The organism is Pseudonocardia zijingensis (assembly GCF_042657305.1).
Taxonomy (GTDB): Bacteria; Actinomycetota; Actinomycetes; order Mycobacteriales; family Pseudonocardiaceae; genus Pseudonocardia; species Pseudonocardia zijingensis.
The window spans coordinates 670,975-696,480 of the sequence record NZ_JBHSKO010000001.1 but is presented as its reverse complement, the minus strand read 5'-3'; the positions used below and the strand labels follow the sequence as shown (position 1 = coordinate 696,480).

General features: G+C 74.0%; 24 protein-coding genes. 10 read left to right on the top strand and 14 right to left on the bottom strand.

Features of this window, described 5'->3' with window-relative positions; translation table 11 throughout:
• Nucleotides 1-32: 32 nt before the first annotated feature.
• The 4 genes from ACFPL3_RS03655 to ACFPL3_RS03640 form a co-directional block, all read right to left on the bottom strand.
• On the bottom strand, nucleotides 33-854 hold the full coding sequence (locus ACFPL3_RS03655; RefSeq protein ID WP_379588371.1) for a methyltransferase domain-containing protein: 822 nt from the start codon (nucleotides 852-854) through the stop codon (nucleotides 33-35).
• A 25-nt stretch (nucleotides 855-879) separates the two neighbouring features.
• Nucleotides 880-1,941 (bottom strand): glycosyltransferase family 4 protein, encoded by a 1,062-nt coding sequence (locus ACFPL3_RS03650; RefSeq protein WP_379588387.1) that lies wholly within the window; start codon nucleotides 1,939-1,941, stop codon nucleotides 880-882.
• Between the two features lie 14 nt (nucleotides 1,942-1,955).
• On the bottom strand, nucleotides 1,956-2,354 hold the full coding sequence (locus ACFPL3_RS03645; RefSeq protein WP_343943615.1) for a 6-pyruvoyl trahydropterin synthase family protein: 399 nt from the start codon (nucleotides 2,352-2,354) through the stop codon (nucleotides 1,956-1,958).
• 107 nt (nucleotides 2,355-2,461) lie between these two features.
• Entirely contained in the window at nucleotides 2,462-3,439 is a 978-nt protein-coding gene (locus ACFPL3_RS03640; RefSeq protein ID WP_343943614.1) for a zinc-dependent alcohol dehydrogenase, read from the bottom strand.
• 63 nt (nucleotides 3,440-3,502) lie between these two features.
• Between ACFPL3_RS03640 and ACFPL3_RS03635 the strand changes: the two genes are divergently transcribed.
• Both ACFPL3_RS03635 and ACFPL3_RS03630 read left to right on the top strand, forming a co-directional pair.
• Complete coding sequence (locus ACFPL3_RS03635; protein ID WP_343943613.1) at nucleotides 3,503-4,228, top strand: CDP-alcohol phosphatidyltransferase family protein; 726 nt, start codon at nucleotides 3,503-3,505, stop codon at nucleotides 4,226-4,228.
• A gap of 86 nt (nucleotides 4,229-4,314) precedes the next feature.
• Nucleotides 4,315-5,784 (top strand): DHA2 family efflux MFS transporter permease subunit, encoded by a 1,470-nt coding sequence (locus ACFPL3_RS03630; RefSeq protein ID WP_343943612.1) that lies wholly within the window; start codon nucleotides 4,315-4,317, stop codon nucleotides 5,782-5,784.
• On the opposite strand, the gene ACFPL3_RS03625 is transcribed toward ACFPL3_RS03630, so the two are convergent.
• Complete coding sequence (locus tag ACFPL3_RS03625; protein ID WP_343943611.1) at nucleotides 5,781-6,701, bottom strand: AraC family transcriptional regulator; 921 nt, start codon at nucleotides 6,699-6,701, stop codon at nucleotides 5,781-5,783. The two genes, ACFPL3_RS03630 and ACFPL3_RS03625, sit on opposite strands and share 4 nt — an antisense overlap.
• Nucleotides 6,702-6,779: 78 nt before the next feature.
• On the opposite strand from ACFPL3_RS03625, the gene ACFPL3_RS03620 reads away from it, so the two are divergent.
• Nucleotides 6,780-7,508 (top strand): SDR family oxidoreductase, encoded by a 729-nt coding sequence (locus tag ACFPL3_RS03620; protein ID WP_343943610.1) that lies wholly within the window; start codon nucleotides 6,780-6,782, stop codon nucleotides 7,506-7,508.
• Nucleotides 7,509-8,198: 690 nt separating this feature from the next.
• On the opposite strand, the gene ACFPL3_RS03615 is transcribed toward ACFPL3_RS03620, so the two are convergent.
• The 3 genes from ACFPL3_RS03615 to ACFPL3_RS03605 are packed head-to-tail and all read right to left on the bottom strand — an operon-like array spanning nucleotide 8,199 to nucleotide 10,442.
• The gene (locus ACFPL3_RS03615; RefSeq protein ID WP_379588370.1) at nucleotides 8,199-9,059 is read right to left on the bottom strand and encodes a spermidine synthase; all 861 of its coding nucleotides are present in this window, start codon (nucleotides 9,057-9,059) and stop codon (nucleotides 8,199-8,201) included.
• A 10-nt stretch (nucleotides 9,060-9,069) separates the two neighbouring features.
• Nucleotides 9,070-9,552, bottom strand: a complete 483-nt coding sequence (locus ACFPL3_RS03610; protein WP_343943608.1) for an anthrone oxygenase family protein — start codon at nucleotides 9,550-9,552, stop codon at nucleotides 9,070-9,072.
• Nucleotides 9,549-10,442 (bottom strand): NAD(P)H-binding protein, encoded by an 894-nt coding sequence (locus ACFPL3_RS03605; RefSeq protein WP_465269429.1) that lies wholly within the window; start codon nucleotides 10,440-10,442, stop codon nucleotides 9,549-9,551. Before ACFPL3_RS03605 ends, ACFPL3_RS03610 begins: the two co-directional genes overlap by 4 nt.
• Nucleotides 10,443-10,574: 132 nt before the next feature.
• Here ACFPL3_RS03605 and ACFPL3_RS03600 point away from each other — a divergent pair, with 132 nt between their 5' ends.
• The 5 genes from ACFPL3_RS03600 (at nucleotide 10,575) to ACFPL3_RS03580 (ending at nucleotide 14,764) form a co-directional block, all read left to right on the top strand.
• Entirely contained in the window at nucleotides 10,575-11,510 is a 936-nt protein-coding gene (locus ACFPL3_RS03600; protein ID WP_343943606.1) for an AraC family transcriptional regulator, read from the top strand.
• Between the two features lie 79 nt (nucleotides 11,511-11,589).
• The gene (locus ACFPL3_RS03595; RefSeq protein ID WP_343943605.1) at nucleotides 11,590-12,330 is read left to right on the top strand and encodes a carbonic anhydrase family protein; all 741 of its coding nucleotides are present in this window, start codon (nucleotides 11,590-11,592) and stop codon (nucleotides 12,328-12,330) included.
• Between the two features lie 127 nt (nucleotides 12,331-12,457).
• Nucleotides 12,458-12,652: a helix-turn-helix domain-containing protein gene (locus ACFPL3_RS03590; protein WP_343943604.1), complete on the top strand. Its 195-nt coding sequence runs from the start codon at nucleotides 12,458-12,460 to the stop codon at nucleotides 12,650-12,652.
• 403 nt (nucleotides 12,653-13,055) lie between these two features.
• Nucleotides 13,056-13,847 carry a VldE C-terminal domain-containing protein gene (locus tag ACFPL3_RS03585; RefSeq protein ID WP_379588369.1) on the top strand — a complete coding sequence of 264 codons (792 nt, stop codon included), beginning with the start codon at nucleotides 13,056-13,058 and terminating at the stop codon, nucleotides 13,845-13,847.
• 257 nt (nucleotides 13,848-14,104) lie between these two features.
• Nucleotides 14,105-14,764, top strand: coding sequence for a VldE C-terminal domain-containing protein (locus ACFPL3_RS03580; RefSeq protein ID WP_343943597.1), 660 nt, complete (start codon nucleotides 14,105-14,107; stop codon nucleotides 14,762-14,764).
• Between the two features lie 70 nt (nucleotides 14,765-14,834).
• Here the strand turns inward: ACFPL3_RS03580 and ACFPL3_RS03575 are convergent, their stop codons facing one another.
• Nucleotides 14,835-16,928: a PhoX family protein gene (locus tag ACFPL3_RS03575; RefSeq protein ID WP_343943596.1), complete on the bottom strand. Its 2,094-nt coding sequence runs from the start codon at nucleotides 16,926-16,928 to the stop codon at nucleotides 14,835-14,837.
• A gap of 217 nt (nucleotides 16,929-17,145) precedes the next feature.
• Here ACFPL3_RS03575 and ACFPL3_RS03570 point away from each other — a divergent pair, with 217 nt between their 5' ends.
• Nucleotides 17,146-17,739 carry an ATP-dependent Clp protease proteolytic subunit gene (locus tag ACFPL3_RS03570; RefSeq protein WP_343943595.1) on the top strand — a complete coding sequence of 198 codons (594 nt, stop codon included), beginning with the start codon at nucleotides 17,146-17,148 and terminating at the stop codon, nucleotides 17,737-17,739.
• Nucleotides 17,740-17,744: 5 nt separating this feature from the next.
• Here ACFPL3_RS03570 and ACFPL3_RS03565 read toward each other — a convergent pair whose 3' ends face one another.
• Both ACFPL3_RS03565 and ACFPL3_RS03560 read right to left on the bottom strand, forming a co-directional pair.
• The gene (locus ACFPL3_RS03565) at nucleotides 17,745-19,874 is read right to left on the bottom strand and encodes a sensor histidine kinase (protein ID WP_343943594.1); all 2,130 of its coding nucleotides are present in this window, start codon (nucleotides 19,872-19,874) and stop codon (nucleotides 17,745-17,747) included.
• A 1-nt stretch (nucleotide 19,875) separates the two neighbouring features.
• The gene (locus tag ACFPL3_RS03560) at nucleotides 19,876-21,027 is read right to left on the bottom strand and encodes an FIST signal transduction protein (protein WP_343943593.1); all 1,152 of its coding nucleotides are present in this window, start codon (nucleotides 21,025-21,027) and stop codon (nucleotides 19,876-19,878) included.
• A 149-nt stretch (nucleotides 21,028-21,176) separates the two neighbouring features.
• Between ACFPL3_RS03560 and ACFPL3_RS03555 the strand changes: the two genes are divergently transcribed.
• Entirely contained in the window at nucleotides 21,177-22,202 is a 1,026-nt protein-coding gene (locus tag ACFPL3_RS03555; RefSeq protein WP_343943601.1) for a 6-phosphofructokinase, read from the top strand.
• Between the two features lie 9 nt (nucleotides 22,203-22,211).
• On the opposite strand, the gene ACFPL3_RS03550 is transcribed toward ACFPL3_RS03555, so the two are convergent.
• From ACFPL3_RS03550 to ACFPL3_RS03540, 3 genes are read right to left on the bottom strand one after another with little or no spacing between them, the layout of a single operon-like run.
• Nucleotides 22,212-23,612: an amidase gene (locus tag ACFPL3_RS03550; protein ID WP_343943592.1), complete on the bottom strand. Its 1,401-nt coding sequence runs from the start codon at nucleotides 23,610-23,612 to the stop codon at nucleotides 22,212-22,214.
• A 42-nt stretch (nucleotides 23,613-23,654) separates the two neighbouring features.
• Nucleotides 23,655-24,251 (bottom strand): TetR/AcrR family transcriptional regulator, encoded by a 597-nt coding sequence (locus ACFPL3_RS03545; RefSeq protein WP_343943591.1) that lies wholly within the window; start codon nucleotides 24,249-24,251, stop codon nucleotides 23,655-23,657.
• Between the two features lie 19 nt (nucleotides 24,252-24,270).
• On the bottom strand, nucleotides 24,271-24,936 hold the full coding sequence (locus ACFPL3_RS03540) for a DedA family protein (RefSeq protein WP_343943590.1): 666 nt from the start codon (nucleotides 24,934-24,936) through the stop codon (nucleotides 24,271-24,273).
• Nucleotides 24,937-25,506: the final 570 nt, after the last annotated feature.

Here is a 25,506-nt window from a genome sequence, read left to right as displayed (position 1 = left end):
GACGGCCAGCGGCCGCGCCACCCGGGCGGGCCTCACGACCGGTGCTCCGGGAGGGCGAGCAGGTCGGCGTGCCCGACGACCACCCGCAGCTCCCCGCGGGCGGCCGCGGCGAGCCGCCGGTCGACGTAGGCGGGCGCCTCCGCGGCGAGGTCGGGCCGGTGTTCGCAGGCGGCCGCCACCCAGCCGCGCAGCCACGGCTCGATCAGGGAGTTGTCCGCGGCGCCGAGGCGCCACGGGCTCGGGGCGCGCACCACCGCCACGCCGTGGCGGCCGAACGCCGCCGCGGCCGCGGGAACGGCGTCCGGGCCGAGGAGCCTGCGGCCGTCGACGGTGCGGCGCTGGTGGGCGTCGAACGCGGCGGCGAAGGCGGCGTCGAGCGGGTCGGAGGGGGTGATCAGCACGCTCCCGGTGACGGTGAGGGCGAACAGGGTGGCGCAGCCCGCGGCCGTGCACGCCGCCGTGAGGCGCTCCACCTCGTCGGCGGTGAGCAGGTCCAGCAGCGCGGACGCGGTGACCACCGCGGTGCCGGCGAGCTGTGCGGCGTCGAGGGCGGTGAGGTCGCCGACCCGCACCTCGGCGGTGGTTTCCGCCGGCATGCCGGTGACGGCCCGTGCGAGCAGGTCGGGGTCGCGGTCGTGCAGCAGCCAGTGCTGCGGCCCGGGCAGGCGCCCGGCCAGCCAGCGGCCCATCGAACCGGTGCCGCAGCCGAGGTCGCGGACGACGATCGGGGCGCCGTCCCGGTCACCAAGCCACGCGGCCACGCGGTCGGCGAGCTCGCCGGCCCGGGCCGCGGCATCGGCGGGCTCGCGCACGGCCAGCCAGTCGTGCGTGACCGGGGCACCCGGGGCGCTCACGCCCGCACCTCGCCCACGTGACCGTTCACGCCAGCGCATCGGAGAGGCACCGTGCGGTCACCTCCCAACCGAAGAGCGTGTCGCGCCGCAGCCGGGCGGCGACCCGGGCTGCGCGGCGCAGCCCGGGCTCGTCGAGCCAGCTGCGCAGGGCGGCGGCCAGCGCGTCGACGTCCGCCGGGGGCACGAGCAGGCCGGGGACGGCGCCGTCCGGCGCGCGCCCGAGGGTCTCCGGCACACCGTGGACGGCGGCGGCGAGCACCGGGATCCCCCGGGCCAGCGCCTCGGTGACGACCATGCCGTAGGACTCGGCGCGCGAGGGCAGCACCAGCAGGTCGGTGGTGGCGTACACGGCGTCGAGCGCCGGGCCGGTGTGCGGGCCGCAGATCTCCACCCGGTCGTCCAGCCCGTGCCGCTCGAGGAGCTCCCGCACGGTGGCGACGTGCGCGGGGTCGCGAACGACGGGGCCGACCAGCCGGCACGTCCACGAGCGGTCCGGGATCCGGGCCAGGGCCTCGACCAGGAGGTCCTGCCCCTTCGTCGGGGTGATCGAGCCGACGCACAGCAGCCGGGTGCCGCTCTCCTCTGCGGCGGCGAGCGGTGCGGGTTCCACCCCGGGCGCCGCGACGTGCACGCGGTCGGCCCCGATGCCGTGCGCCTCGGCGAGCCGGTGCGCCGTCCACGAGCTGGTGGCCACCACCGCGGCCGCGTGGCGCAGGGCGGCCCGCTCCCGCGCGGCGCGGTCGGCGGCCACCGCCGGGGGCAGCCCCACCTCGTCGCCGAGCGGGAGGTGGACGAGCACCACCAGCCGCAGCCGGCGCGCGTGAGCGGCGAGCACGTCCGGCGCGGCGCAGGCGACGAGCCCGTCGAGCAGCACGTCGGCGCCGTCCGGCACCGACTCGAGGCACCGGAGCAGCGCGGCGCGCGCCTCCTGGCCCGGCTCCGGCCAGTCCCCGGGCACCGCGGTCTCCCGCACGGTCCGGCCCACGGCGGGCAGCGCGCGGCAGACCCGCCGGTCGTAGGCGTTGCCCCCGCTGGGGCGCGCCGGGTCGTCGATGTCAGCGGGCACGACCACGTGCACGGTCCGCACGATCACGGGAGCCGTCACAGGGCGCGCTCGTAGCTCGCCCACGCGATGTGCGACTCGTGCAGCGTCACCACGATCACCGAGATCCCCCGCGCGCCCTCGCCGAGCTCGCCCGCGTGGATCCGGTCGGCCAGCCGGTCGGCAACCACCTTCGCCAGGAACTCCGTGGACGTGTTCACGCCCGCGAAGGCCTGCTCGTCGTCCAGGTTGCGGTAGTTGAGCTCACCGAGCACCGCGTTCAGCTGCTGCGTGGCGAGGCCGATGTCGACCACGATGCCGTCGTCGTCGAGGTCCGGGCGGCGGAACGTCGCGTCCACCACGAACGTCGCCCCGTGGAGGCGCTGCGCCGGACCGAACACGTCGCCCCGGAAGCTGTGGGCGACCATCATGTGGTCCCGGACCGTAATGCTGAACACTCTCGCTCCCTCGCCCGCCGGCTGGATCCCGTTCCTACCCCACACGTGCCGATGCGCCCGGAAGTTCACCGCCACCGGTGAAGCGGTGACCGGCAGCCTCGGGAGGGTCAGGCGGTCGGGTGCCGCAGCCGCAGGCAGAGGGCGTGCAACGTGCCATCGGCCAAACGGGGCAGCAGCGCAGGCAGCTCCTCGAACGCGTGCTCGGACGTGACCAGCGCGTCGAACCGCGGATCGGCGAGCAGGCGCATCGCCACCGCCATGCGCCCGGCGTAGCCGCGCCGGGCCCGTCGCGGCGACACCGTGCCCACCTGACTGCTGCGGATCGTCAGGCGCCTGGCGTGGAACGCCTCGCCGAGCGGCACCCGCACCGGCCGGTCGCCGTACCAGGACAGCTCCACCACCTCGCCCTCCGGCGCCAGGAGCTCCAGCGAGCGCGCGAGCCCCGCGTCGGTGGCGCTCGCGTGCACCACGAGGTCGCAGTCGCCGGTGGCGGCCTCGGGTGTGGCGAACCGCACCCCCAGCCGCGCGGCAACCTCGGCGCGCTGCGGGTCGGGGTCCACCAGCTCCACGCGCGCGCCGGGCACGCCCGCCAGCAGCGCCGCCACGCTGCACCCCACCATTCCCCCGCCCACCACCGCGATGCGGTCGCCCACCAGCGGCGCGGCGTCCCACAGCGCGTTCACCGCGGTCTCGACGGTGCCGGCCAGCACGGCCCGCGCCGCCGGGACGTCGTCCGGCACCGGCGTCACGGCCGATGCGGGCACGATGAAGCGGGTCTGGTGCGGGTACAGGCAGAAGACCCTGCGCCCCACCAGATCGGGCGGACCGTGTTCGACCACGCCCACCGCGAGGTACCCGTACTTCACGGGCGCCGGGAACTCGCCGTCCTGGAAGGGAGCGCGCATCGCCGTGTACTGGCTCGGCGGCACCTCGCCGCGGAAGACGAGGGTCTCGGTGCCCCGGCTCACCCCCGAGTACGTCGTGCGGACGACGACGTCGGCGGGGCCGGGTTCTGGCAGCTCGACCGCCCGGATCTCGCCCGCACCGGGCGCGCTCACCCAGAACGCGTGGGCTGTGCGCCCCATCACATCGCTCCCCTCGGTGAACCGACGCGCCGGCGCGAACGTGATGCGGAGGTGGAACGCGGAGTGGTCACCAGCACCTGCACCATTGTGAAGGGGGGCCCGGAGCAGGCTGCAGCTGCGGCACAGCTGCTGATCCTGGCCGGGCTCGCCGCCGCGTTCGGGCTCGGACCGCTCGGTGTGCTGGTCGGAGTGGTGTACGCGGCGGCCTTGCTGGGGCTGCTGTCCGCCGCGATGCACCGTGCCGGGCGGTCCGCGCTCGGGCCCGCCGACGTCGTCACGCTCTCCAGGGCGTTGCTCGTCGGCGGCGTCACGGCGCTCGTCGTGGAGGGCCTGCTCACCGGGTCGACCCCCCTTGCCGCGCTCGTCGGCCTCGCGGCCGTGGCGCTCGCGCTGGACGCCGTGGACGGCAAGGTGGCCCGGCGCACCGGCACCACTTCCCCCGTGGGCGCCCGGTTCGACATGGAGGTCGACGCGTTCCTCGTGGCCGTGCTGAGCGTGCACGTCGCCACCGTCGTCGGGCCGTGGGCGCTCACGATCGGGGCGATGCGCTATGCGTTCGTGCTCGCGGGCCGGGCGCTGCCGTGGTTGCGCGGCCCGGTACCGCCGAGCTACCTCGCCAAGACCGTGGCCGCCGTGCAGGGCGTGGTGCTCGTGGTCGCCGCATCCGAACTGCTCCCGCTGCTCGTCACCACCGCGCTGGTGGCCGTCGCGCTGGTGCTGCTCGTCTGGTCGTTCACGCGCACGGTGGTGCTGCTGTGGCGGGCGGAACGGGTGCCCGCCGCCGGCTGAGCGGCGCTCCCCGCTGGGCGAAACGCGTGGCCCTCCCCGACCGCCGGTCGGTAGCGTCGAGGCGTCCGAACGACAGGAGTGCCCGCATGACCGGCCCCGCCACCGGCCGCGCCGACGCCGAACCCAGCGAGCCGAACGCACCGGCCGCCGAGCGCGAGCAGCAGGCGGGCGCCACGCTCGTCATCTCGCTGCTGGTCGGCTCCGCCTTCGTCATGATCCTCAACGAGACGATCATGAGCGTCGCGCTGCCGGTGCTGATCGCCGACCTCGGTATCAGCGTCAGCACCGCCCAGTGGTTGACCAGCGGGTTCCTGCTCACCATGGCCGTGGTCATCCCGATCACCGGGTTCCTGCTGCAGCGGTTCCCGCCGCGCCGGGTCTACCTCACGTCGATGCTGCTGTTCAGCACCGGCACGCTCATCAGCGCACTCGCGCCCGGCTTCCCCGTGCTCCTCGCAGGCCGCATCGTGCAGGCCGCGGGCACCGCCGTGATGGTGCCGCTGCTCATGACCACCGTCATGCGGCTCGTCCCGGTCGCGCGCCGGGGCGCCACGATGGGCACGATCACGATCGTCATCGCCGTGGCCCCGGCCGTCGGCCCCACGATCTCCGGCGTGATCCTCAGCACGCTCGGCTGGCGGTGGATGTTCTGGATCGTGCTGCCCATCGCGCTCGTCGCGTTCGCGGCGGGAGCCCGCTGGCTGCAGGTGGCGGCCGAGGTGCGGCCGGTGCCCCTCGACCTCGCCTCGGTGGCGCTGTCCGCGCTCGGCTTCGGCGGGCTCGTGTTCGGCCTGAGCGGCGTGGGTGAGTCCGCGCGCGGCCACGCCCTCGTCAACCCGTGGGTGCCCACCGTGATCGGTGTGGTGGCGCTCGCGGTGTTCGTGGCCCGCCAGCTGCGCCTGCAGGACGACGGCAACGCGCTGCTCGACCTGCGGCCGCTCGCGCACCGGCCGTTCGTCGTCGCCATGGTGCTGGTCGTGCTCAGCATGATGTCGTTGTTCGGCGTGCTGATCCTCCTGCCGCTCTACCTGCAGGACGTGCTCGACTTCAGCCCGTTCGTCACGGGGCTCGCGGTGCTGCCCGGCGGGCTGGCGATGGGCCTGCTCGGTCCGGTGGTGGGCCGCCTCTACGACCGGCTCGGCCCGCGCCGGCTCGTGATCCCCGGCGCCGCGGTGCTCACCGTCGCCCTCTGGGCGTTCACCACGCTGGGCCACGGCTCCCCGCTGTGGATGATCATCGCGTTCCACGTCGTGCTGGTGCTCGGCATCTCGCTGATGCTCACCCCGCTCATGACCGACGCGCTCGGCAGGCTGCCCCGGCACCTCGACTCGCACGGCAGCGCGATCATGGCCACGCTCCAGCAGGTGGCGGGCGCGGCCGGCACGGCGCTGTTCATCACCGTGATGGCCGTGGCGTCGCAGAGCCCCACCACCGGCACGGACGTCGGGGGCGCACGGGCCTCGTTCATGGTGGCCGCGATCATCGCGACGATCGCGCTCCCCCTCACCTTCCTCGTCGGCGGCGGGAAGGAGAAGGCCGAGGCGGTGCCCGCTTAGCGGCGTGCCGCGTCGCGGAACTGCTTCGGCGACGAGCCGACCACCCGGCGGAACGCGGTGCTGAACGCGCTCTCGGACCGGTAGCCGATCGCGGACGTGATCTCGGAGATCGAGGCGGTGCCGCGGCGCAGGGCGTCGCGGGCCAGGCTCATCCGCCACTCGATCAGGTACTCCAGCGGCGCGGTGCCGACCTGGCGCTTGAAGGCCGCGGCGAACGCCGAGCGCGACATGAGGCTGATGGCCGCGAGCTCGTCGAGCGTCCACCGGCGCGCCACGTCCGCGTGCATCGCGCGCAGGGCGCGACCGATGCCGTCGTCGCCGAGCGCCCCCAGCCAGCCGGTGGGCCGGCCGACCTGCTCGGCGTGGGCGCGCAGCATGTGGACGAACAGGATCTGCACGAGGTGGTCCTGCACCATGGCGCTGCCGACGGCGCCGTTGCCCACCTCGTCGGCCAGCAGCTCGGTCACGTGGGTGAGCAGCCTGCCGCGGGGATCGGTGGCGCTGACGTGCACGAGCGGCGGCAGGACGTCGATCAGGTTCTGGGACTCCGTGTCGAACGCGAAGTAGCCGGTGCACAGGACCGTGTCCTCCTCGGACTCGGGTCCGATCCGCACCACCCCGTTGGTGGCGCCGTCCCACAGCGGCTTCGCGGCGCGCGGCACCGCGGTGGGCGTGCTCGCGAGCACGTGGGGCGGGGGGTTGCACAACAGGAAGACGTCGCCCTGCCCCATCTGCACGGATTCGTGGCCCTCGACGATCAGCAGGCATTCCCCGCGCATCACGCCGCCGACCTTGACGTGCGGGAACGGTTCGAAACGCACCGCCCACTCCCCCGCGGCGCGCAGGCTCGCGTCGACGGCGATGTCGGGCCGGAGGAGACCGATGGCAGCGGCGATCGGATCCCCGGACCTGACCACCCCATTCCTGGACGATCCGTAAAGGATCCGGGACGTCACGTGATGCATCGTAGCGCCGGCTTCTCCAGGCTCGGATTCGTGGACACCAACAAGCCCACGGCGCTCGTCACAGGCGCCAACAAGGGCATCGGATTCGAGACCGCGCGGCAGCTCGCGCAGCAGGGCTTCACCGTCTGGCTGGGCTGCCGCGACGACGAGCGTGGCAAGGCCGCGGAGGCGGCACTCGCCGACGACGGGGACGTCCGGTTCGTCCAGCTCGACGTCACCGATCCGGAGAGCGTCACGGCGGCGGCGAACCGCATCGGCGACGAGGCCGAGGCGTTGGACGTGCTCGTCAACAACGCGGGCATCGCCATCGCAGACGGCGAAGGCTTCCCGGGCGCGGTGCAGCTGGAGACGATCCGGCAGACGTTCGACGTGAACTTCTACGGGGCACTGCGCGTCACGCAGGAGTTCCTGCCGCTCGTCCGCAAGGCGCGCGCTGGGCGCATCGTGAACGTGAGCAGCACGATGGGGTCGATCAGCGCGGCCCTGACCCCGGGCTCCGTCGGCCGCTTCCCGATCTTCGCCTACCCCGCCTCGAAGACGTTGCTCAACTCGCTCACGGCCTGGCTCGCGGTAGAGCTCGGCGCCACCCCGATCAAGGTCAACTCGGTGTGCCCGGGCTTCAACGCCACCGACCTGAACAACCACACCGGAACCCAACACCCGGCGGAGGGGGCGAAGGTCGTCGTGCAGGCAGCCACGCTCCCGGCGGACGGCCCCAGTGGCAGCTTCTTCGACGCCAACGGCTCGGTGGGTTGGTGATGGCCCGAGCTCGGCTCCCTGATCGTCCGAGCCGCACACTGGCGCGGGCGACAAGACGCTGAGGTGCTGCTCGCTCGCGCTGTTCAGCGTGAGCAACACACCAGAGCTGCCACCACAACACCCAGGTACTGCTCGTTCCCGAAGATCAGTGTGAGCAGCACGGCAGAGCTGTCGTCGCAACCATGGGGTACGGCTCGTGCCCAGCCGCCCCAGGCGTGCTGCCTCCTGCGCCGAGCAGTACGTCAGCACGGTCACCACAACACCCACGTCCTGCCCACCCGCGATGATCAGCGTGAGCAGCACACCAGGGCTGCCAGCTCACCCTGAGGTACGGCTCGCGCCCAGCCACCGGCCCTCACCAGCGTGCCGGCCGCGCGGCAACCCAGGCGAGCAGCCTCCCCGCCGAGAAGTACATCAACGCGGTCGTCACAACGCTGAAGTGCTGCTCGCACGCGATGATCAGTGCGAGCAGCACACCAGCGCTGCCACCACAACCGCGAGGTACGGCTCGCGCCGATCACGCGTCCGGGGCTAGGTGGACCGCGCGGCATCTCAGCCGAGCCGCACACCAGCGTCGCCGGTCCGGGAGGCCTGCGGCGACCGCTGCCGCGGCATGATCACGGCTTTGGCGCAAGATCGGGCGAAATCGACCCGGGAATGCGCCAAATCGGTGATCATGGTGTGGGGCCGTCAGACCACCTCGAACGTCCCGTCCGGTGGGGCGGGCGAGGCGGTGGCGGCGGCGTCCGGCACCGGGCGGGCGTCGCCGCGGAACCGGGCGAGCTCGGCCCCGTGCAGCAGGCGGGCGGAGGCCGGGTCGCCCGCCACCCGGGTGGCGAGCGGGGCCACCGGGAGCGGCTCCCGCCCGCCGACGAGCATCAGGTTGCCGAAGCGGCGCCCGCGCAGCACCGCGGGCTCCGCCACCAGGCAGCTGTGCGGGAACACCGCCTGCAGGGTGGCCACCTGCGCCCGGGTGAACGCCAGGGTGCCGCCGTCGGTCAGGTTCGCCGTGTACGTCCCGGTCGGGGCCAGCACGCCGGCGACGGCGTTCAGGAACTCGGCGGAGGCGAGGTGCGCGGGCGTGCGGGCGCCGGCGAAGACGTCGAGGACCACGAGGTCGAACGTGCCGGGCCGGAGCCGACCCACGACGTCGCGCGCGTCGCCCGTGCGCACCCGCACCCGCCAGGAGCGGTCGAGCGGCAGCTCCTGGCGCACGAGCTCCACCAGAGGGCCATCGAGCTCCACCACCTGCTGGCTCGACCGGGGCCGGGTGGCCGCCACGTAGCGGGCCAGCGTGAACGCGCCGCCGCCGAGGTGCAGCGCGCGCAGCGGCTGCCGCGGCGGGGCGGCCAGGTCGGCGACGTGCCCGAGCCTGCGGACGTAGCTGAACTCCAGGTGGGCCGGGTCGTCCAGGTCCACGTGCGACTGCGGGGTGCCGTCGAGCAGGAGCGTCCAGCCGCGCCTGCGGTCCCGGTCGGGCCGCAGTTGCGCGGTGCCGGAGGAGACCGGTGCGCGTACGCCCTCGCTCCCGGTGCCTCGCCGTCCCGCCACCGGCCCAGTATCACTGGAGCCAGAGGCCGATCGTCACCGCGACCGTGGCGGCGGCGCAGGCCAGCGCGCGGACGTGGTTCCATGCCGTCCAGCGGACCAGGTAGTCGGTCCAGATCGCCGCGCCCTGGTCGGTGATCGGGTTGGCGGCGTCGAGGCGGTTGTTCATCGGGACGTTCACCACCATCGTCACGCCGATGCCGCCCACGAGGTAGATCAGCGCGCCGATCACGGTCCACACCGCGCCCGCGCCGCCCGCGAGCGGCGCCCCGATCACGAGCAGCAGGCAGACCACCCCGGTGCCCAGGAAGACGAGCAGGAACAGCGGGTTGAGGATCACCCGGTTGACATGCTGCATCGCCTCCGCCCCCGCCGGCCGGGGCAGCCGACGCAGCGCGGGCATCACCGAGGTGGAGAAGGCGAAGAACAGGCCCGCCACGAGCCCCGAACCGAGGACGCCCAGCAGCGCGACGACGGGCAGAACGGTGGCGATCACGATGCCTCCTTGCGATCGGGTACGAGCTCGGTCACGACGTCTTCGAACCTGGTGTGCGTGGTGGAACGCGCGGTGCGTCCCTCCCGCGGGGTGATCGTGCCAGTGGAGATCGCCGTTGCCATCTCCACCTGCAGCGCGGCGGTCTCCGACGTGAACCCGGCTTGCACCAGGGCTGCCACCATCTCGTCGCCGGACACCTGCACGTACGGCACGTCGGGGCGCCCCATCGCGGCGCCGAGGATCCGCGTGGCCTCGGGGTAGGTGAGGTCGCGTGGCCCCAGGACCTCGCGGACCTCGAATCCGCTCCAGTCCCGCGCCCGCAGGGCGGTGGCGGCCGCCTCGGCGACGTCGTGCGTGGAGACCATCGGCACCGCGACGTCCGGGGCGACCACGTCGAGGTTCACGCCGGTGGCCTCGATGACCTCCGCCGCCGCTGCCACGCTCTCGAAGAACAGCCCCGGCCGCAGGAACAGCACGTCGACGCCCTCGAGCGCGCGCAGCCGCCGCTCCTGCGGGTGCAGGCTCGCCGCGATGAAGCCGGTGCCCGAGGGCAACTCGGCGCCGAGGCTGCTCACGGCCACCACCGTGCGGACACCGGAGTCCCGCACCGCCGCGGCGATCGCGGTGCCGAGGCACTCCTGCTCGGCGCGGAAGTCCGTGGCGCCGGGGCTGTAGGGCAGCATCGTGTGCGCGGCGTCGGCGCCGCGGAACGCCTCCGTCAGGAACGCGGCGTCGGCGGCGTCCCCGGCGTGGATCTGCGCCCCGGCCGCGGCCAGCTCGGCCAGCGCCTCGGGGTTGCGGCCGACGGCGCGCACCGTCTCGCCCTGCGCGAGCAGCTGCTGCACGACCTTGCGACCGACGTTCCCGGTCGCTCCCATCACTGTGATCATTTGCGTCCTCCCTCGCTCGGCATCCAGGCTGCCGGGGCGGACCGGGACCATCCATGCCAGCGCATCCGGGCTTCTTGCTCATTCGTCCAGGCCCCGTGGACGCACGGTGCCAGGCGGCGCAGACTCGTCTGCGTGACGGTCGACCCGATGCTCGCCGACGACCCGCTCGGCGAGGCGCTGCACTTCCTGCGCGTGACGGGCAGCTTCTACTGCCGCTCCGAGCTCACGGCGCCATGGGGACTGGCGATGCCGGACTGGCCGGACTGCCTGTGGTTCCACATCGTCACCACGGGCAGGTTGCACCTCGACGTCGGCAGTGAGACCCGGGTGCTGCAGGCGGGCGACCTCGCGCTGGTGCCGCACGGTCAGGGGCACGCGCTGCGCAGCGAGCCGGGCGCGATCACCCCCGACGTGATGGGCCTGGAGCACGAGTTCCGCAACCGCTACGCCGTGCTGCGCCACGGCGGGGGTGGGGCCGCCACCACGCTCGTGTGCGGCGCCGTGCGGCTCGACCACCCGGCCGTCCACCACATCGTCGGGGTGCTGCCCGACGTGATCCACGTCGAGCCGAGCGGCGGGCTGCAGGCCGAGTGGATGCAGAGCACGCTGCGGTTGATCGCGGCGGAGGCGGCCTCGCTGCGCCCGGGCGGCGAGGCCGTCATCACCCGACTCTCGGACATCCTCGTCATCCAGACCCTGCGCGGCTGGATCGAGACCGACCCGGCCGCGCAGCGCGGGTGGCTCGGCGCGCTGCGCGACCGCCAGATCGGCCGGGCGATCTCCCTGGTCCACCGCGACCCGGCCCGCGACTGGACCGTCGCCGCGCTCGCGAACGAGCTCGCGATGTCCCGCTCGGCCTTCTCCGCGCGGTTCACCGAACTGGTGGAGGAGCCGGCCATGCACTACGTCACGCGCTGGCGGATGCAGGTGGCCCGCACCTGGCTCGCCGAGGACGGCGCCACCGTGAGCGAGGTGGCCGGACGACTCGGCTACCAGTCCGAAGCCGCGTTCAGCCGGGCGTTCAAGCGCACCGTCGGGATGTCACCCGGCGCCGCCCGGCGCTGTTGATCCACCCGGCGGAAGCCGGCTCGTTCACCCGTACTAGCGTCACTCGCAAGTGTGATGCATACAGTATGGAAGCGGGCAAATGGATCTTTCCCGGCGAACACTCCTCCTCGGCGTCCCGACCGTCGCCGCCACCGCGCTGATCACCCCGTCGGCCGCGGCCGCGCCACCACACCAGAGCCCGATCCACATCCGCTCGCGCACCGCCGTCCCGGCGCCCCACCTGCCCGCTCTCGAGGTCGACTACCCGCGCCACGTCGACCTCCGCGTGCACTACGTGCGCAAGGACGAGGACGACCCGGCCGGCTGCTCCGTGCGCGGCCGCGAGGAGGTGGTGGAGGCGGAGGTCCCGGAGGGCGCGGCGGGCATCCGGATCGGCGACCGGCGCTTCGAGCTGTTGCAGCTCCACTTCCACACCCCGGCCGAGCACCACCTCGACGGCCGCCGCTTCCCGGTGGAGCAGCACTACGTGCACCGCGGCCCGGACGGGGAGACGCTCGTGCTGGCGCTCCTCCTCACGCCCGGTGGGCGCGGTGGCTCCGTGCAGGACGCCGTGCTCGGCGGTCTGCCCGAGGAGTGCGGACCCGAACGGGAGGTCACCGGCGACCTGGCCGCCTCCCTGCCCCGCGACCTCTCCACGTTCCGCTACCAGGGCTCGCTCACCACGGACCCCTACAGCGAGCCCGTGTCGTGGCTCGTTCTGCCGCGGCCGCAGGAGGTGGCCACCGCGAGCGTCGAGGGCTACCGCGCCCTGTTCCCGGACGGGGACGCGCGGCGGACCCAGCCGCTCAACGGCCGGGTGGTGCAGTACCGGCGCCAGTGACGCCCGCCGGCCACGAGCCGCAGGGCAGCCGCAGAACAGACAGCTGACACACACGATTCCGCCGACCCTTGCGCCCAATACCCCGAAACATGAGATCTCACACCGTCGGCACATCCAGGTTCGGCCCGTGCCCACCCCGAAGCTCCTCACCACCGCACAAGCGGCGGCGCACCTGGGCATCGACCGGCGCACCCTCGCCCGGTACGCCCGGCAGGGCCTGCTCACTCCCACCCCGGCCCTCCCCACCGGGCACCACCGTTGGGAACTCGGGGACATCCGCCGCCGGCTCCGCGAACTGCGCGAGCGCGGCACGGTCGCGTAAGACGTCCGCGGCCGACCGCACGGCTCACCACCGGCCCGTTCTCCGCGCCGAGGAACCCGCTGCGGTCGACGTGCGGTCGAACCGCGATCGGCGCGGAGCCGGCCGCGCGGGCGGGCTCCGGTTACCGGCACCTGCTCCCCCGAACGGGGCAGGAAGAGCGCCGCTCGCCGCTCGAGAACGTGCTCTCGTCCCCTCCACCAGGGCGTTGACGTGCGACGATCTTGGAGGTTGCTTAGGTTCCTTCTCGGATCAATGACGGCTCGGTCACGAAAAGGACACGGGACTCCCCACCCGCCGGCAGCCCCGACGCCGGACGTCCTTACCGGACCGTCGATCTGGAAGGCAGGTCGTGGCTCGGCATCGCTCCCCCCGGGGCCGAGGCGCGCACCAGCACCCGCTCACGGTGGCCCCCCACCGCCGACGACGAGCGGGTGCCGGCGCGCACCGGTCCATCCCGACCCCGCTGCGGCGGGGTGCAGCCGCCGTCGCCGTCACCGGCAGTGCGTTCTCGCTGGTCGGCGGCGCATCAGCACCCGAACCGGAGACGCGCCCCCAGGCGGCGGTCGTCCCGGTCGCGCAGGCAAGCCCCGACGACGGCGACGACTCGATCGCCGACTCGGTGACCGGCGCGGTCGCGAGTGGCGTGCTGCCGGTCGACCCGGAACCCGAGATCGCCGACGCGGCCGGCCTCGTGAAGGCCGCGCAGCTCGCCGAGCAGGAGGTGGCGCGCGCGGAGGCCGAGCGGGCCGCCGCGGAGGCGCAGGCCGCCGAGGCCAAGGCCGCCGCGGAGCGGGCCGCCGCCGAAGCCGCGCGCGGGCCCGTCGACTGCGGCCTGGGCACCCGGGGTCTGGGCCCGGTCAAGTCCAACGTGCGAACGGCGGCCGAGCAGCTCGGCTGCACCTTCGGCCGTCCGACGATGCACGGTGTGGCCGGCCGGGCCGGCACGTCCGACCACCCGGGCGGCCTGGCCGTCGACTTCATGGTCGACCGGTCCACCGGCGACGCGCTCGCCGAGTGCGCGCTGGCGAACATGGACACCCTCGGCGTCAAGTACGTGATCTGGCGCCAGCGCATCAACCACGGCAACGGGTGGAAGCGCATGGAGGACCGCGGCGGCGTCACCGCGAACCACTTCGACCACGTGCACATCTCGTTCGACCGCGGCGCGGGCGGCGGCCGGTTGGACAGCTGCTGAGCAACACACCGTGAGCGGTCGTGTCGCTGCGTGACCATTCCGCTATGGTGAGCGCCGGACGAAGCGCGATCCGGCTCCCCTGCGGGCCGTTCCCCCGGTAGCCCGCACGGGTCGCGCGGTCCGGAAGGCAGGTCGTGTCTCGGCACCGCTCCCCCGGCGGCCGGAACGCGCACCAGTGGCCCGCCGCATCCGCGGCAGCGCCCCCCGGTGCGCAGGCCCAGCGCCCGGCGCGTCACCGCGCGCCGGCGGAGTCCGCCGTGCGCAACGGGATGGCCGCGGCCGCCGCGGCGGGTGGTGCACTAGTAGTGGCCGTCCCGGTCGCGGGCACACCCGCGACCCCTGCCGTCGCCGACGACGTGTACGTGCGCTCCGCAGCCGCGGCCGCCGCCACCGAGGACGTGCGGATGGTCGCGAGCATCGTGCCGGTGGCGGCGTCCCAGGAGCCGCTGCCGCCCCAGGTCGACGTCTCCGGGCTGGTCAAGGCCGCCGGCCTGAACGACGAGGCCCGCGCCCTCGCCGAGCGGCGCGCCGAAGCCCAGTGCGACACGGACCTCGGCTCACTCGGCCGCGTCAAACCGTGGGTGCGCAACGCAGCCCGGTTCCTGGCCTGCCTCTACGACGAGCCCGACCTGATCGGCATCGGCCAGCGCGGCCGCGTCTCCGACCACCCCCGCGGCCTCGCCGTCGACCTCATGGTCCGCGGCGAGCGCGGCGACCGGATCGCCCAGTGCGCCCTCGCCAACCAGGAGGAGCTGGGCGTCGACTACGTGATCTGGAAGCAACGGGTCAACCACGGCGACGGGTGGAAGCGCATGGAGGACCGCGGCGGGATCACCGAGAACCACTACGACCACGTGCACATCTCGTTCGAGCGCGGCGGGGGCGACGGCACGCCCTTCGCGGAGCGGTGCAGCTGATCCCGCTTGGTTCAGGAAAGCCACATTCAAGGCCGGAGCGGCCCTGAATGTGGCTTTCCTGAACTCCGGCCTACGCCCCGATCCTCCCCGGCTGCCCGACCCGCCCCGTCCGCCAGATGTTCACCACCGACGGCCGGGGCTGGGTGCCGGGGCCGTCGGGCCAGAGGCTCTTCGGGGCGTCCGGGCTCGCGTCGTCGAGGTCGCCCGGGTGCTGCGGCGAGATCAGCACGAAGTTCTCCGTGACCACCGGGCCGCAGCACTCCGCGCCCGCGGGCACGCTCGCGAAGAGCATGGTCCGCCCGCGGGTCGGTCCTTCCAGCGCGACGGCGTAGAGGCCGTCGTTGATGTTGAGTTCCAGGCCGGAGTCGGTGGAGATCCAGAGGTTGCCGTAGGTGTCGAAGGTCAGGTTGTCGGGCGAGGTGATCGGGCTGACCTGGGTCTTGTCGAACCCGCCGAAGTAGGTGTTCGGGTCGTTCGGGTCGCCGCAGACGAGCAGGATCGACCAGCGGAACGCCGTGGCCGTCGGGTCGCCGCCCTGCTCGATCAGCTCGATGACGTGCCCGTGCTTGTTGTCGACGCGCGGGTTGGCCTCGTCGGGGCCCACGGTGCGCTCGGCGTCGGCCTTGCCGCGGTCGCTGTTGTTGGTGAGCGCGATGTAGACGTTGCCGGTGCGCGGGTTGGCCTCGATGTCCTCGGGGCGGTCCATCTTGGTGGCGCCGACCCGGTCGGCCGCCTCGCGGGTGAAGACGTAGACCTCCTCCGCGGTCATGCCGTCCACGAAGGACCGGTCGCCTGCGGCGAGCGGGATCCACTCGCCGCTGCCGTCGAACGTGCCGTCGGCGGGCAGGCGGCCGGTGCCGTCGATCTCGCCCGCGGGGCTCGAGCCGGCGAACCGGGCGACGTAGAGCGTGCCGCGCGTGAGGAGGGTTCGGTTGTGCTCGCGGGCGGCGCGGGTCTCGCCGTCCATCATCGGCTCGTCGGAGACGTACTTGTAGACGTAGTCGAACCGCTCGTCGTCACCCATGTACGCGACGGCCCGCCGGTCGGCGGCGAGGCGGATGGTGGCGCCCTCGTGCTTGAACCTGCCGAGCGCGGTGTGCTTGACGGGCGGTGCCGCCGGGTCGTGCGGGTCGACCTCGACGATCCAGCCGAACCGGTTGACCTCGTTGGGCTCGCGCGTGACGTCGAAGCGGGAGTCGAAGCGTTCCCATCGCCGCTCGGTGCTCTCCTCCTCCACGCCGTAGCGCGCGAGGCGGGCGGCCGCCACCGGTTCCGTGACCCCGGCGGCGTTCGCGAAGTAGCCGTTGAAGTTCTCCTCGCCGGACAGGAAGGTGCCCCACGGCGTGACGCCACCCGAGCAGTTGTTGAACGTGCCGAGCACACGGGTGCCGGTGGGGTCGGCGGAGGTGCGCAGCCAGTCGGACCCGGCCGCAGGGCCATCGAGCACGAACTCCGACGTGCCGGTGTAGCGGCGGTTGTACTGCGGGTCGAGCACCGGCGTCATGCGGCCGGTTGCGCGGTCGCGCTCCACCACGAGGACGCTCAGGCCGTGGGCGGCCAACCCGATGCGGTACTGCTCCTCGGTGGGGTCGTCCGCGTCGTAGCCGCGGAACATCAGCGGCTCGATCGTGTACTCGTGGTTGCAGAACATCAGGTACCGCTCGCCCGTACCCCGCAGCGGCAGCAACCCGCAGAAGTCGTTGTTGTACCCGAACTGGGCGGCCTGCGCGTCGGCGGTCTGGTTGTCGAAGTCGAACGCGGGCGCGCCGGGCAGGACGGGGTCGCCCCACCGGATCACGACGTTGCTCTCGTAGCCGGGCGGCAGGGTGATCGCGTCGTTCGTGTTGGGCGCCACCGGCTCGAAGTCGAGCCCGTGCGGCTCGGTCGGCGCGGCGGCGTCGGAGCCCTCGGTGCCGGGCGCACATGCCGCGAGGGCGGTGGTGGCGCCCGCCGCGACGGTCAGGACGGCGCCGGCCCGCAGCACGCCACGCCGGTTGACGGCCCGGGCGAGCATGTCGCCGAAGTACTCGTTGTCCGAGGTGTTGGGCTCGTCGTGGGAACACGCGTTCGCGCAGCGGTACCGGCAGGTGAGCCCCTGCCTGCCGCCGTGGCTCTTCGTGAGCAGCGGGAGCTCGACACGGCCGGACGGGCGCGGCTGGGCCACGTCATCCTCCTGGGAGTTCGGGAACGCGCCGACCATAAGCAGCCCCGGCGAGTGATCGATGGCGCCCAGGTGGAGCAGAGGTGAACGGCCCGCTCGGGCGACGAGGCGTTGCTCACGCGATCACCCTCGGCGAACGGGACCGTCCCAGAGCGAACACGGCCCCGCGGCGGGGTGCGCCCGACCTAGCGTCGGGTGACCGCCGCCGGAAGGAAGTCCGATGCCCGTCCAGACCGACCTGCACCACCCGCTCCTGCGCGTCGACGCCCCACCGGCCACCGGGGGCGATCCCGTGCTCGACCGGCTGCTCGAGGAGCGGATCGTCTTCCTCGGCCGCGAGGTCGACGACGAGATCGCCAACCGGATCACCGCCCAGCTCCTCCTGCTCGCCGCGCAGGACCCGGACCGCGACATCACCATGTACATCAACTCGCCGGGCGGCTCGGTGACCGCGGGTATGGCCGTCTTCGACACGATGCGGCTCATCCGCCCCGACGTCGCGACGTGGGCCGTCGGTCTCGCGGCGTCGATGGGCCAGTTCCTGCTCACCGCGGGCACCCCCGGCAAGCGCTACGCGCTGCCGCACGCCCGGATCCTCATGCACCAGCCCTCCGCCGGCATCGGCGGGCAGGCCAGCGACATCGCGATCAGGGCCGGCGTGTACGCGCAGATGAAGCGCGAGATCGCCGAGATCACGGCCTCCCACACCGGGCAGGACGTCGAGACGGTGGTGGCCGACTCCGACCGCGACCGCTGGTTCACCGCGCCGGAGGCGCAGGCGTACGGGCTGGTGGACCACGTCGTGACCGGGTGACCGCATCACCGGTCGGCCAGGCGGAAGGTGGCCAGCAGCGCCGTGCCGCCGCCGGGCGGGCTGGTGATGGTGATCTCGCCGCCTGCGGCCTCGACGCGGTCGACGAGACCGATCAGCCCGGAGCCCTTCCCGGTGTCCGCCCCACCGACGCCGTCGTCGCGCACGCTCACCCGCACGACGCCGTCGGTGGCGGCGACGTCGATGTCCACCTGGGACGCCTGCGCGTGCTTCGCGGCGTTCGTGAGCGCCTCCGACACCACGTAGTAGGCGGGCACCTCCACCCGGTCCGGCAACCGCCCGGTCACGCGCACGTCGAGTGTGGCCGGCACGGCGGACCGGCGGGCGAGCGAGCGCAACGCGAACTCGAGGCCGCCCTCGGCAAGGTTCGCCGGGTGCAGGCCGCGGGAGATCTCGCGCAGCTCGTCCAGCACCTCGCCCAGCCCGTCGACGATCCGGGAGAGAGCCACCGGCAGCTCGGGCGGGTCGGTCGGCGCCATCGACTCGGCCTCCCGCAGCGCCAGCGCCAGCGAGACGAGGCCCTGCTGGATGCCGTCGTGCAGGTTGCGTTCGAGGCGACGGCGGGCGTCGTCGGCCGCGGCCACCACCCGTGCCCGCGAGGTGGTGAGCTGCGCGTGCGCATCGGCGTTGGAGATCGCGATCGCCACCAGGTCCGCCAGCTCGGCGATGCGCTTCTCGGCGACGCGGCCGGCCTCGTGCACCGCGTCGGCGTCGTCGAGGTCGGCGGCGCTGCGCGTCGCCGAGGTGCCGATCGCCGCACCCCAGAGCCGGTCGCCGAGCAGGATCGGCGCCCCGACGCTCGACACGAGGGTTTCGCCCGGCACGAGCACGTGCGCCGGCCGGCCGGTGCGGTACACCCGCGCGGCCACGCCGTCGCCGTCCAGCGGCCGGGTGGCCCCGACGTGCGGGTACCCGAGCTCGCCCCGGGTGGCGACGACCGTGAGCGTGTCGTCGGGTTCGAACCGCACCACGTACCCGTTCTCGACGTGCGTGATCCGGGTGATCTCCTCGGCCACGCTTGCGAAGATGGCCGCGGGCGGTTCGCCCTCCGCCACGAGCGTGGCCACGCGGCGCAGCGCCGCCTGCTCGTCGGCGAGGCGCACGACCTCGCTGCGGGCGTGCGCGTTCGCGATCGACGTGGCCACCAGCTGCGCGAACTCCGCGATGCGGGTCTCGGCGTCCAGCGGTGGCGTCCGCGCGGGCCAACCGGCCACGATCACCCCCCACAGCCCGCCCTCCACGTCGATCGGCGCCGCCGTGGCCGACCGGAGCCCGCACGCCACGAGGTGCTCGGCGAGCGCGCCGCCGGTGCCGAGCGATCCGCTGTTCACGCGGGTGGCGCGGTGCTCCCGGAACACGAAGCCCGCGAGCGCGTCGCCCTCGAGCGCCACCCGGGTGGCGAGCGGCATCACCGGTCCCCGCAACTGCGGGCCCGCCCAGCCCGCCACCACCGCGGCGGCGGCGCCCTCGTAGCGCAGCATCTGGGTGAGCCCCGCGCCCAGCAGCTGTCCCACCTCTTCCATGACACTGCCGAGCACGTGCCCCGCCCCGGGCTGCCGGGCCACGAGCGTGGCCACCCGGCGCAACGCGGCCTGCTCGGCCGCGAGGCGCTCGAGCCGCACCTGGTGTTCGGTGAGCGTCTCGAGCAGGCGCGCGTTCTCGGCGCTCTTGCGCTGGCTCTCCCGGCGCAGCGCGCGCTCGTCGTCGAGGGAGCGGATCATGCGCAACGCCATCGACGTGACCCGTGCCATGGCGTGCAGGAGCCCGGTCTCGTCCGGGCTGAGCGGCGGGCCGGAGCGGGCGACGACCATGCGCGCTCCCGGCGGGTGCTCGAGCTCCACCACCGCTGCCGGGCGGCTGCCCGCCCCCGGAACGGTCAGCTCGCGACGGTGCCCGCGCGCGACGGCGACGAGCTCGGCGACGGGGACCGCCCCCTCCGGGTACCCGATCGCGGCCACGGCGGCGCCGGGCGTCACGACGGCCACGACCTCGGCGTCCAGCGACTCCGCCACCCGCTCCACCGCGCCGTCCGCGGCGGAGTACTCCGTGGCGTACGAGGACACGGCCGCCAGGAACTCCGCGAGCTTCTGGGCCGACCAGCCCGAGGGGAGCGTCATCTCAACCGACCGACAACATGACGAGCGTCTGGTTGTGGAACCCGGTGACGCCGTGCTTGCGGGCGATCTCGCCGTAGGTGTGCAGGCCCGCCACCGGCGCCCCACCGGTGCACCGCACGATCTCGTCGATCTCCGCCGCGACCCCCTCCTCACCCAGCACCGGACGCCTGCCGATGCACTCGAACGCGAACGTCCCGAGCGGCGCACGGCCGCCGAGCGCCTCGAGCGAGTCGCGGCACGCGGCGCTCCCCGCCCGCCGCAGCGAGTCGGCGTCCCCCTCCATGAGCCAGGCGAGCGCGGCCTGCGGCACCTCGGCGATGCACGCGAGCGACCGGTCGTCGAAGTCGGCGCCCGCGACGAGCCGGATCTCCTCCTCGCCGCCGCGCGTGCCGAGCCCGAGCGGGTGCACGAGCGCGAGCCGGGCGAACGCCTCCGGATCGATGCCCTCCGCCTCCGCTCCGAGCCGCTCCAGGTACACGTCGAGGGCGGGCCGCCCGTCCAGCGTGTGGACCCGGTTGCCCCCGCTGCCCGTCACGAGCATCGGCTCCCCGACCCGCCGCCACCCGTGCCGCACCCCGATCCCCAGCGGCGCGTCCGACCCGATGCCGGCCGCCACCACGGCGTCGGTCAGGACCTGGTCGCGGTGCAGCTGGGCCGTGCGGGTCCGCACCTCGTCGCCCACGCACCCGCCGACGAGCGGCACCCCGGCGCCGAGCACGCGGTAGACCCCGCGCAGGACCTCGCGCTGGTCTCCCGCGAGGCCGTCGATCAGCAGCACCAGCACGCGGTGCGGCCGCTCCTCGGTGGCGGACAGGCACCGCGCCGCCCGCGCCCCCGCGCCGCGCAGGTCCCGCGAGGCCTGCCCGGCCGCCGCCGTGCCGATCGAGAAGCCGTCGCCGCCCAGCGCGGTGACCACGACGCTGCCCGCGCCCGTCCGCTCGGGCCCGATCACGCCGGAGGTCGCGCACCCGATCAGCGGCACCCCGCCGGACCGGTCGTCGACCTGCCGGAGCACCTCGGGCAGGTCGCAGCCGTCCGAGCAGAACACGATCATCAGCTTGGCGCCGGGATGCAGGAGCGCACGGTCGGCCGCCCGGGCTCCGGCTTTCGAGCCGTCGGCCTGCCCCACGCCGAACCACCGATGCGCGCCCATGGTCACCTCGGTTCGAGGACGTCCCACACGCTACTCGCGGGCACAACGCAGCGCCGGGTACGAGCCGGGGTGCGCCGTCGCGGCACTCCGGCGATGCCGCTAGCGTGACGCACTCGACACCTTCTGCATCGATGGAGAGGTCACGAGCCATGCGCGTCGGCGTGCTCACCGGGGGCGGGGACTGCCCCGGGCTCAATGCGGTCATCCGGGCGATCGTCCGCAAGGGCGTGCCGGAGTACGGCTACTCGTTCCTCGGGTTCCGCGACGGGTGGCGCGGCCCGCTCGAGGCGCTCACCCGGCCGCTGGACATCCCGGCCGTGCGGGGGCTGCTGCCCCGCGGCGGCACCATCCTCGGGTCGTCGCGCACCAACCCGTTCGCCGTCGAGGGCGGCGTCGAGAAGATCCGCCGCAACCTGCAGAACCTCGGCGTCGACGCCCTCATCGCCATCGGCGGCGAGGACACGCTCGGCGTCGCGACGAAGCTGCACGAGATGGGCGTCAACGTCGTCGGCGTGCCGAAGACGATCGACAACGACCTGAACGGCACCGACTACACGTTCGGGTTCGACACCGCGGTCAACATCGCCACCGAGGCCATCGACCGCCTGCACACCACCGCCGAGTCGCACCACCGCGCGCTGATCGTCGAGGTGATGGGCCGGCACGCCGGCTGGATCGCGCTGCACTCCGGCATGGCGGGCGGCGCCAACGCGATCCTCATCCCCGAGGTGCGCTTCGACCTCGACCAGGTCTGCCAGTGGGTCGAGTCCCGCTTCCAGCTCGACTACGCGCCGATCATCGTCGTCGCCGAGGGCGCGATGCCCAAGGAGGGCGAGGAGGTGCTGCTGACCGGCGAGAAGGACGCCTTCGGCCACGTCCGGCTCGGCGGCATCGGCGACTGGCTCGCCCACCGCATCGAGGAACGCACCGGCAAGGAGGCGCGCACCACGGTGCTGGGGCACGTCCAGCGCGGCGGCACCCCCACCGCGCGCGACCGCTGGCTGGCCACCCGGTTCGGGCTGCACGCCATCGACGCTGTGCACGAGGGCAAGTGGGGCCAGATGACGGCGCTGCGCGGCACCGACATCATCACCGTGCCGCTCGCGGAGGCCACCAAGGAGCTCAAGGTCGTCGACCCGGCCCTGTACGCCGAGGCCGAGGTCTTCTTCGGCTGACCCGGCAGGTCAGGGCGCGGCCACCGACGGGGTGCGCACGGGCGTCGGGACCGGGAGCCGCGCCTCGATCTCCCGGGCGGCGGCGAGGCAGACGTCCTCGCGGTGGCGCGGGCCGGCCAGCTGCACCCCGAGCGGCTGCCCGTCCACGACCCCCGTCGGCACGGCCACCGCGGGCACGCCGACGCACGTGGTGGCCGTGCACAACCGCATCGCGAGCATCGCCTGGAGTCCCTGGTCGGCGTCGAACGGATCGACGTCGAACGGACGCCGCGCGTAGACGGGGCCGAGCACCAGCGGGTAGCGCCGGGCGAACTCGTCCCAGGCCCGCATCGCACCGAAGCGGGCGGCGCTGGCGGCGAGGTACTCCTCTACGCCCGCGGGCGGGCGCCGGGCCATCGTCAGCTCCATGTGCTGCGCCGACTCGTCGGTGAGCAGGCGCCGGATCGACGGCCAGCGCAGCCCGAACTCGGTGCTGATCAGCGTGCCGTACGCGGTGAGCGCCTCGGCGAGCTGCGGCGGCTCGGCCTCCTCGACGGCGTACCCGGCGTCGGCCAGTGCTGCGGCGGCCCGCTCCAGCTCGCCGCGCACCTGCGGGTCGACGCCGAGGCCGGCCGGGTCGGCGCACAACGCGACGCGGCGCGCCCACGGCTCCCCGGGGTGGCGCGGGACCGTGCGCGGATCGGCCGGGTCGGGCCCGGCGAGGACGTCGAAGGCCAGCTCCAGGTCCTCGATCGTGCGCGCGATCGGGCCGTCCACCGCGAACAGCTGCGACGCGAGCGACGGCTCGGCCCCGCCGACGCGGTGGTCCTGGGCGATGCCGCCGTAGCTCGGCTTCAGGGCCGCGACCCCGCAGAACATCGCGGGCAGCCGCACCGACCCACCCGAGTCGTTGCCCAGGCCGAGCGCGACCATCCCGGCCGCGACCGCCGCACCGTCCCCGCCGCTCGTGCCGCCCGGCGAGCGGATCGCGCCCCACGGGTTGCGGGTCTCCCCGAACAGCCGGCTCACCGTCGTGTTCCCGGCGAGCGCCAGGTCGGGCATGTTGCTGTGCCCGACCGGGATCGCGCCCGCCGCGCGCAGCCGGCGCACGGGCGGGGCGTCGGCTGCTGCCACCGCGTCCCGGAAGTGCGGCACGCCGTGCGTCGTCGCGTACCCGGCGACGTCGATGTTCTCCTTCACGGTGAAGGGCACCCCGGCCAGCGGGCCCAGCGGCTCTCCGGACCGCACCCGCTCGTCGACCCGATCGGCCTCCGCGAGCGCCTCGCCGAAGCGGATGGTGATCGCGTTGACGGCCGGGTCGACCGCGTCGATCCGCGCGAGGCACCCCTCGATCACCTCGCGCGCCGACACCTCGCCCGCCGCGACGGCCCGACCGATCGCGGCGGCGCTCCACTCCCAGGTCTCACCCACGCACCCAAGATACATATATGAATCTGGATACGCTCTTGTATTTCAACGGCTCCACAGCCGGTCCAGCAGCTCCACGGCGTCGACGACGACGTCGGCCGGCAGCGTGTCGGGCGTGAGCATCCGCTGCAGGAGCAGGCCGTCCTCCAGCGCGTGCACGATCAGAGCGAGCTGCTGCGGGTCGGCGGGCGGGGCGACCCCGCGCTCCTCGAACCGGGCGGCGAGCGCCTGTGCGTGCGCCTCCCGCGCCATGTGCTCGCGCTCCGCGAGCGCCGGACGGTCCTCGGGGTGGCGCAGCGCGTGCAGCAACAGCTCCAGGCGCAGCGCCAGCCACTCCTCGAGGTGCTCGGCCCGTGCGCGGTTCCACTCCCGCAGCCGCGTCTGCCCGTCCGCGCCGTCGAGGAGCTCCCGCACCTCCGCCAGCTCCCGCTCCGTGCGCCGGTGCAGCAACTCGCGCACGAGCTCGTGCTTGTCGGCGAAGTTGCCGTAGAAGGCGCCGCGCGTGAACCCGGCCCGCTCGGCGATCTGCTCCACGGACGTGCCGTTCACGCCGCGCTCGGCGAACAGCTCCGCGGCCGCCTCGAGCAGGGCGTCCCGGGTGCGGGCGCGGCTCTCCTCGCGGGTCAGGCGCTTGCTCGGCACCGCGCCACGATACGGGCCCTCAGGCCGCGACCGGCGTCGGCGCGGGTGGCGTCTCCACCACCGGCGCGGGTGGCGCCTCGACCACCGGCGACGGGGCGGTACGCAGCCGCCGCACCAGCCCGGCCACCGAGCCGATCGCCGTCGCGAGCCCGAGGCTCACCCCGACCGCGACGATCGGGTCGCCCGCGAACGCGGCCCCGCCGAGGAACCCGAGCAGCGCGACGTACGCGGCCGACATCGTGGCGCCGACCGCGCTGTAGCCGGTGTACCCGCGAACCGGGAAGCGGCTCGCCCCCGCCGCCAGCGCCGCCACCGTGCGGCCCGCGGGGATGTAACGGGCGGTGAGCAGGATGAGGCCGCCGCGCGTGGTGAGCAAGCGCTCGGTGCGGCCGAACAGCTCGGCCCGAGGCGTGCCGGGGACGAGCCGCGCGCGCACCGCCCCTCCGAACCCGCGGCCGATGAGGAATGCGGCGAACTCACCGATGAACGACCCCAGAGACGCCGCCGCGATCACGGCCAGCAGGCTCTGGTCACCCGCGGCCGCGCCCACGCCCGCCGTGATGATCAGGGCCTCGCTCGGCACCATGGGCAGCAGCGCGTCCACGACGGCGAGGCAGGCGATCACGAGCAACAACCACTGCGACGCCAGTGCGGCGTCGAGCACCAGTCGCAGTCCGTCGAGCACCAGGCCAGGTTATGGACGGCTCGGCGGGCGGCGCATCGGTCGAAAGGTTCCCGCCTCCCGGATTTCGTCTCAGGGTTACCCCTGAGAACCAACCGCCCCGGTGGTGATCGTCGCGAGTCGCACGGTGCGGTCCTCGGGGCCTCAACGTGCTGCCCGAGCCGCGGCACCTGGCCCCACCGAGGCACGATCGCCCCGAGCCGCACACCAGCGTCGCCGCGGCAGCCGCGACGTCCTGCTCGGGCCCCCGTCCGTCGAAGTCGGCGTCGAGCCCCACCGGCTGTGCCGATGCTCGCTCCCACCGAGCCGCACACCAGCGTCCCCGGGACAGCCGCGACGTCCTGCTCAAGCCCGATGATCGAACCGACAAGTACCCCCCGGCACCCACCCCGACCGTCCGGTACTGCTCGAGCCACACACCGGCCCAGCACACGCCGATCAAGGGCAAATGGTCGCAGTTCGATCTCCAGGAACGACCATCTCCCCTTGGTCAACACACCAGGACCGCGACGATGCCACCGCCGGGCCCCGCCGAGGCGCGGATCGCACCGAGCCGCACACCAACGTCCCCAG

Bases quoted from the DNA above. Each gene is read 5' to 3' on its own strand.
- ACFPL3_RS03560 (WP_343943593.1), bottom strand. From the start codon at position 21,027: ATGGGCGCGCATCGGTGGTTCGGCGTGGGGCAGGCCGACGGCTCGAAA.
- ACFPL3_RS03595 (WP_343943605.1), top strand. From the start codon at position 11,590: ATGGATCTTTCCCGGCGAACACTCCTCCTCGGCGTCCCGACCGTCGCC.
- ACFPL3_RS03565 (WP_343943594.1), bottom strand. From the start codon at position 19,874: ATGACGCTCCCCTCGGGCTGGTCGGCCCAGAAGCTCGCGGAGTTCCTG.
- ACFPL3_RS03555 (WP_343943601.1), top strand. From the start codon at position 21,177: ATGCGCGTCGGCGTGCTCACCGGGGGCGGGGACTGCCCCGGGCTCAAT.
- ACFPL3_RS03630 (WP_343943612.1), top strand. From the start codon at position 4,315: ATGACCGGCCCCGCCACCGGCCGCGCCGACGCCGAACCCAGCGAGCCG.
- ACFPL3_RS03605 (WP_465269429.1), bottom strand. From the start codon at position 10,442: ATGATCACAGTGATGGGAGCGACCGGGAACGTCGGTCGCAAGGTCGTG.
- ACFPL3_RS03640 (WP_343943614.1), bottom strand. From the start codon at position 3,439: ATGGGGCGCACAGCCCACGCGTTCTGGGTGAGCGCGCCCGGTGCGGGC.
- ACFPL3_RS03570 (WP_343943595.1), top strand. From the start codon at position 17,146: ATGCCCGTCCAGACCGACCTGCACCACCCGCTCCTGCGCGTCGACGCC.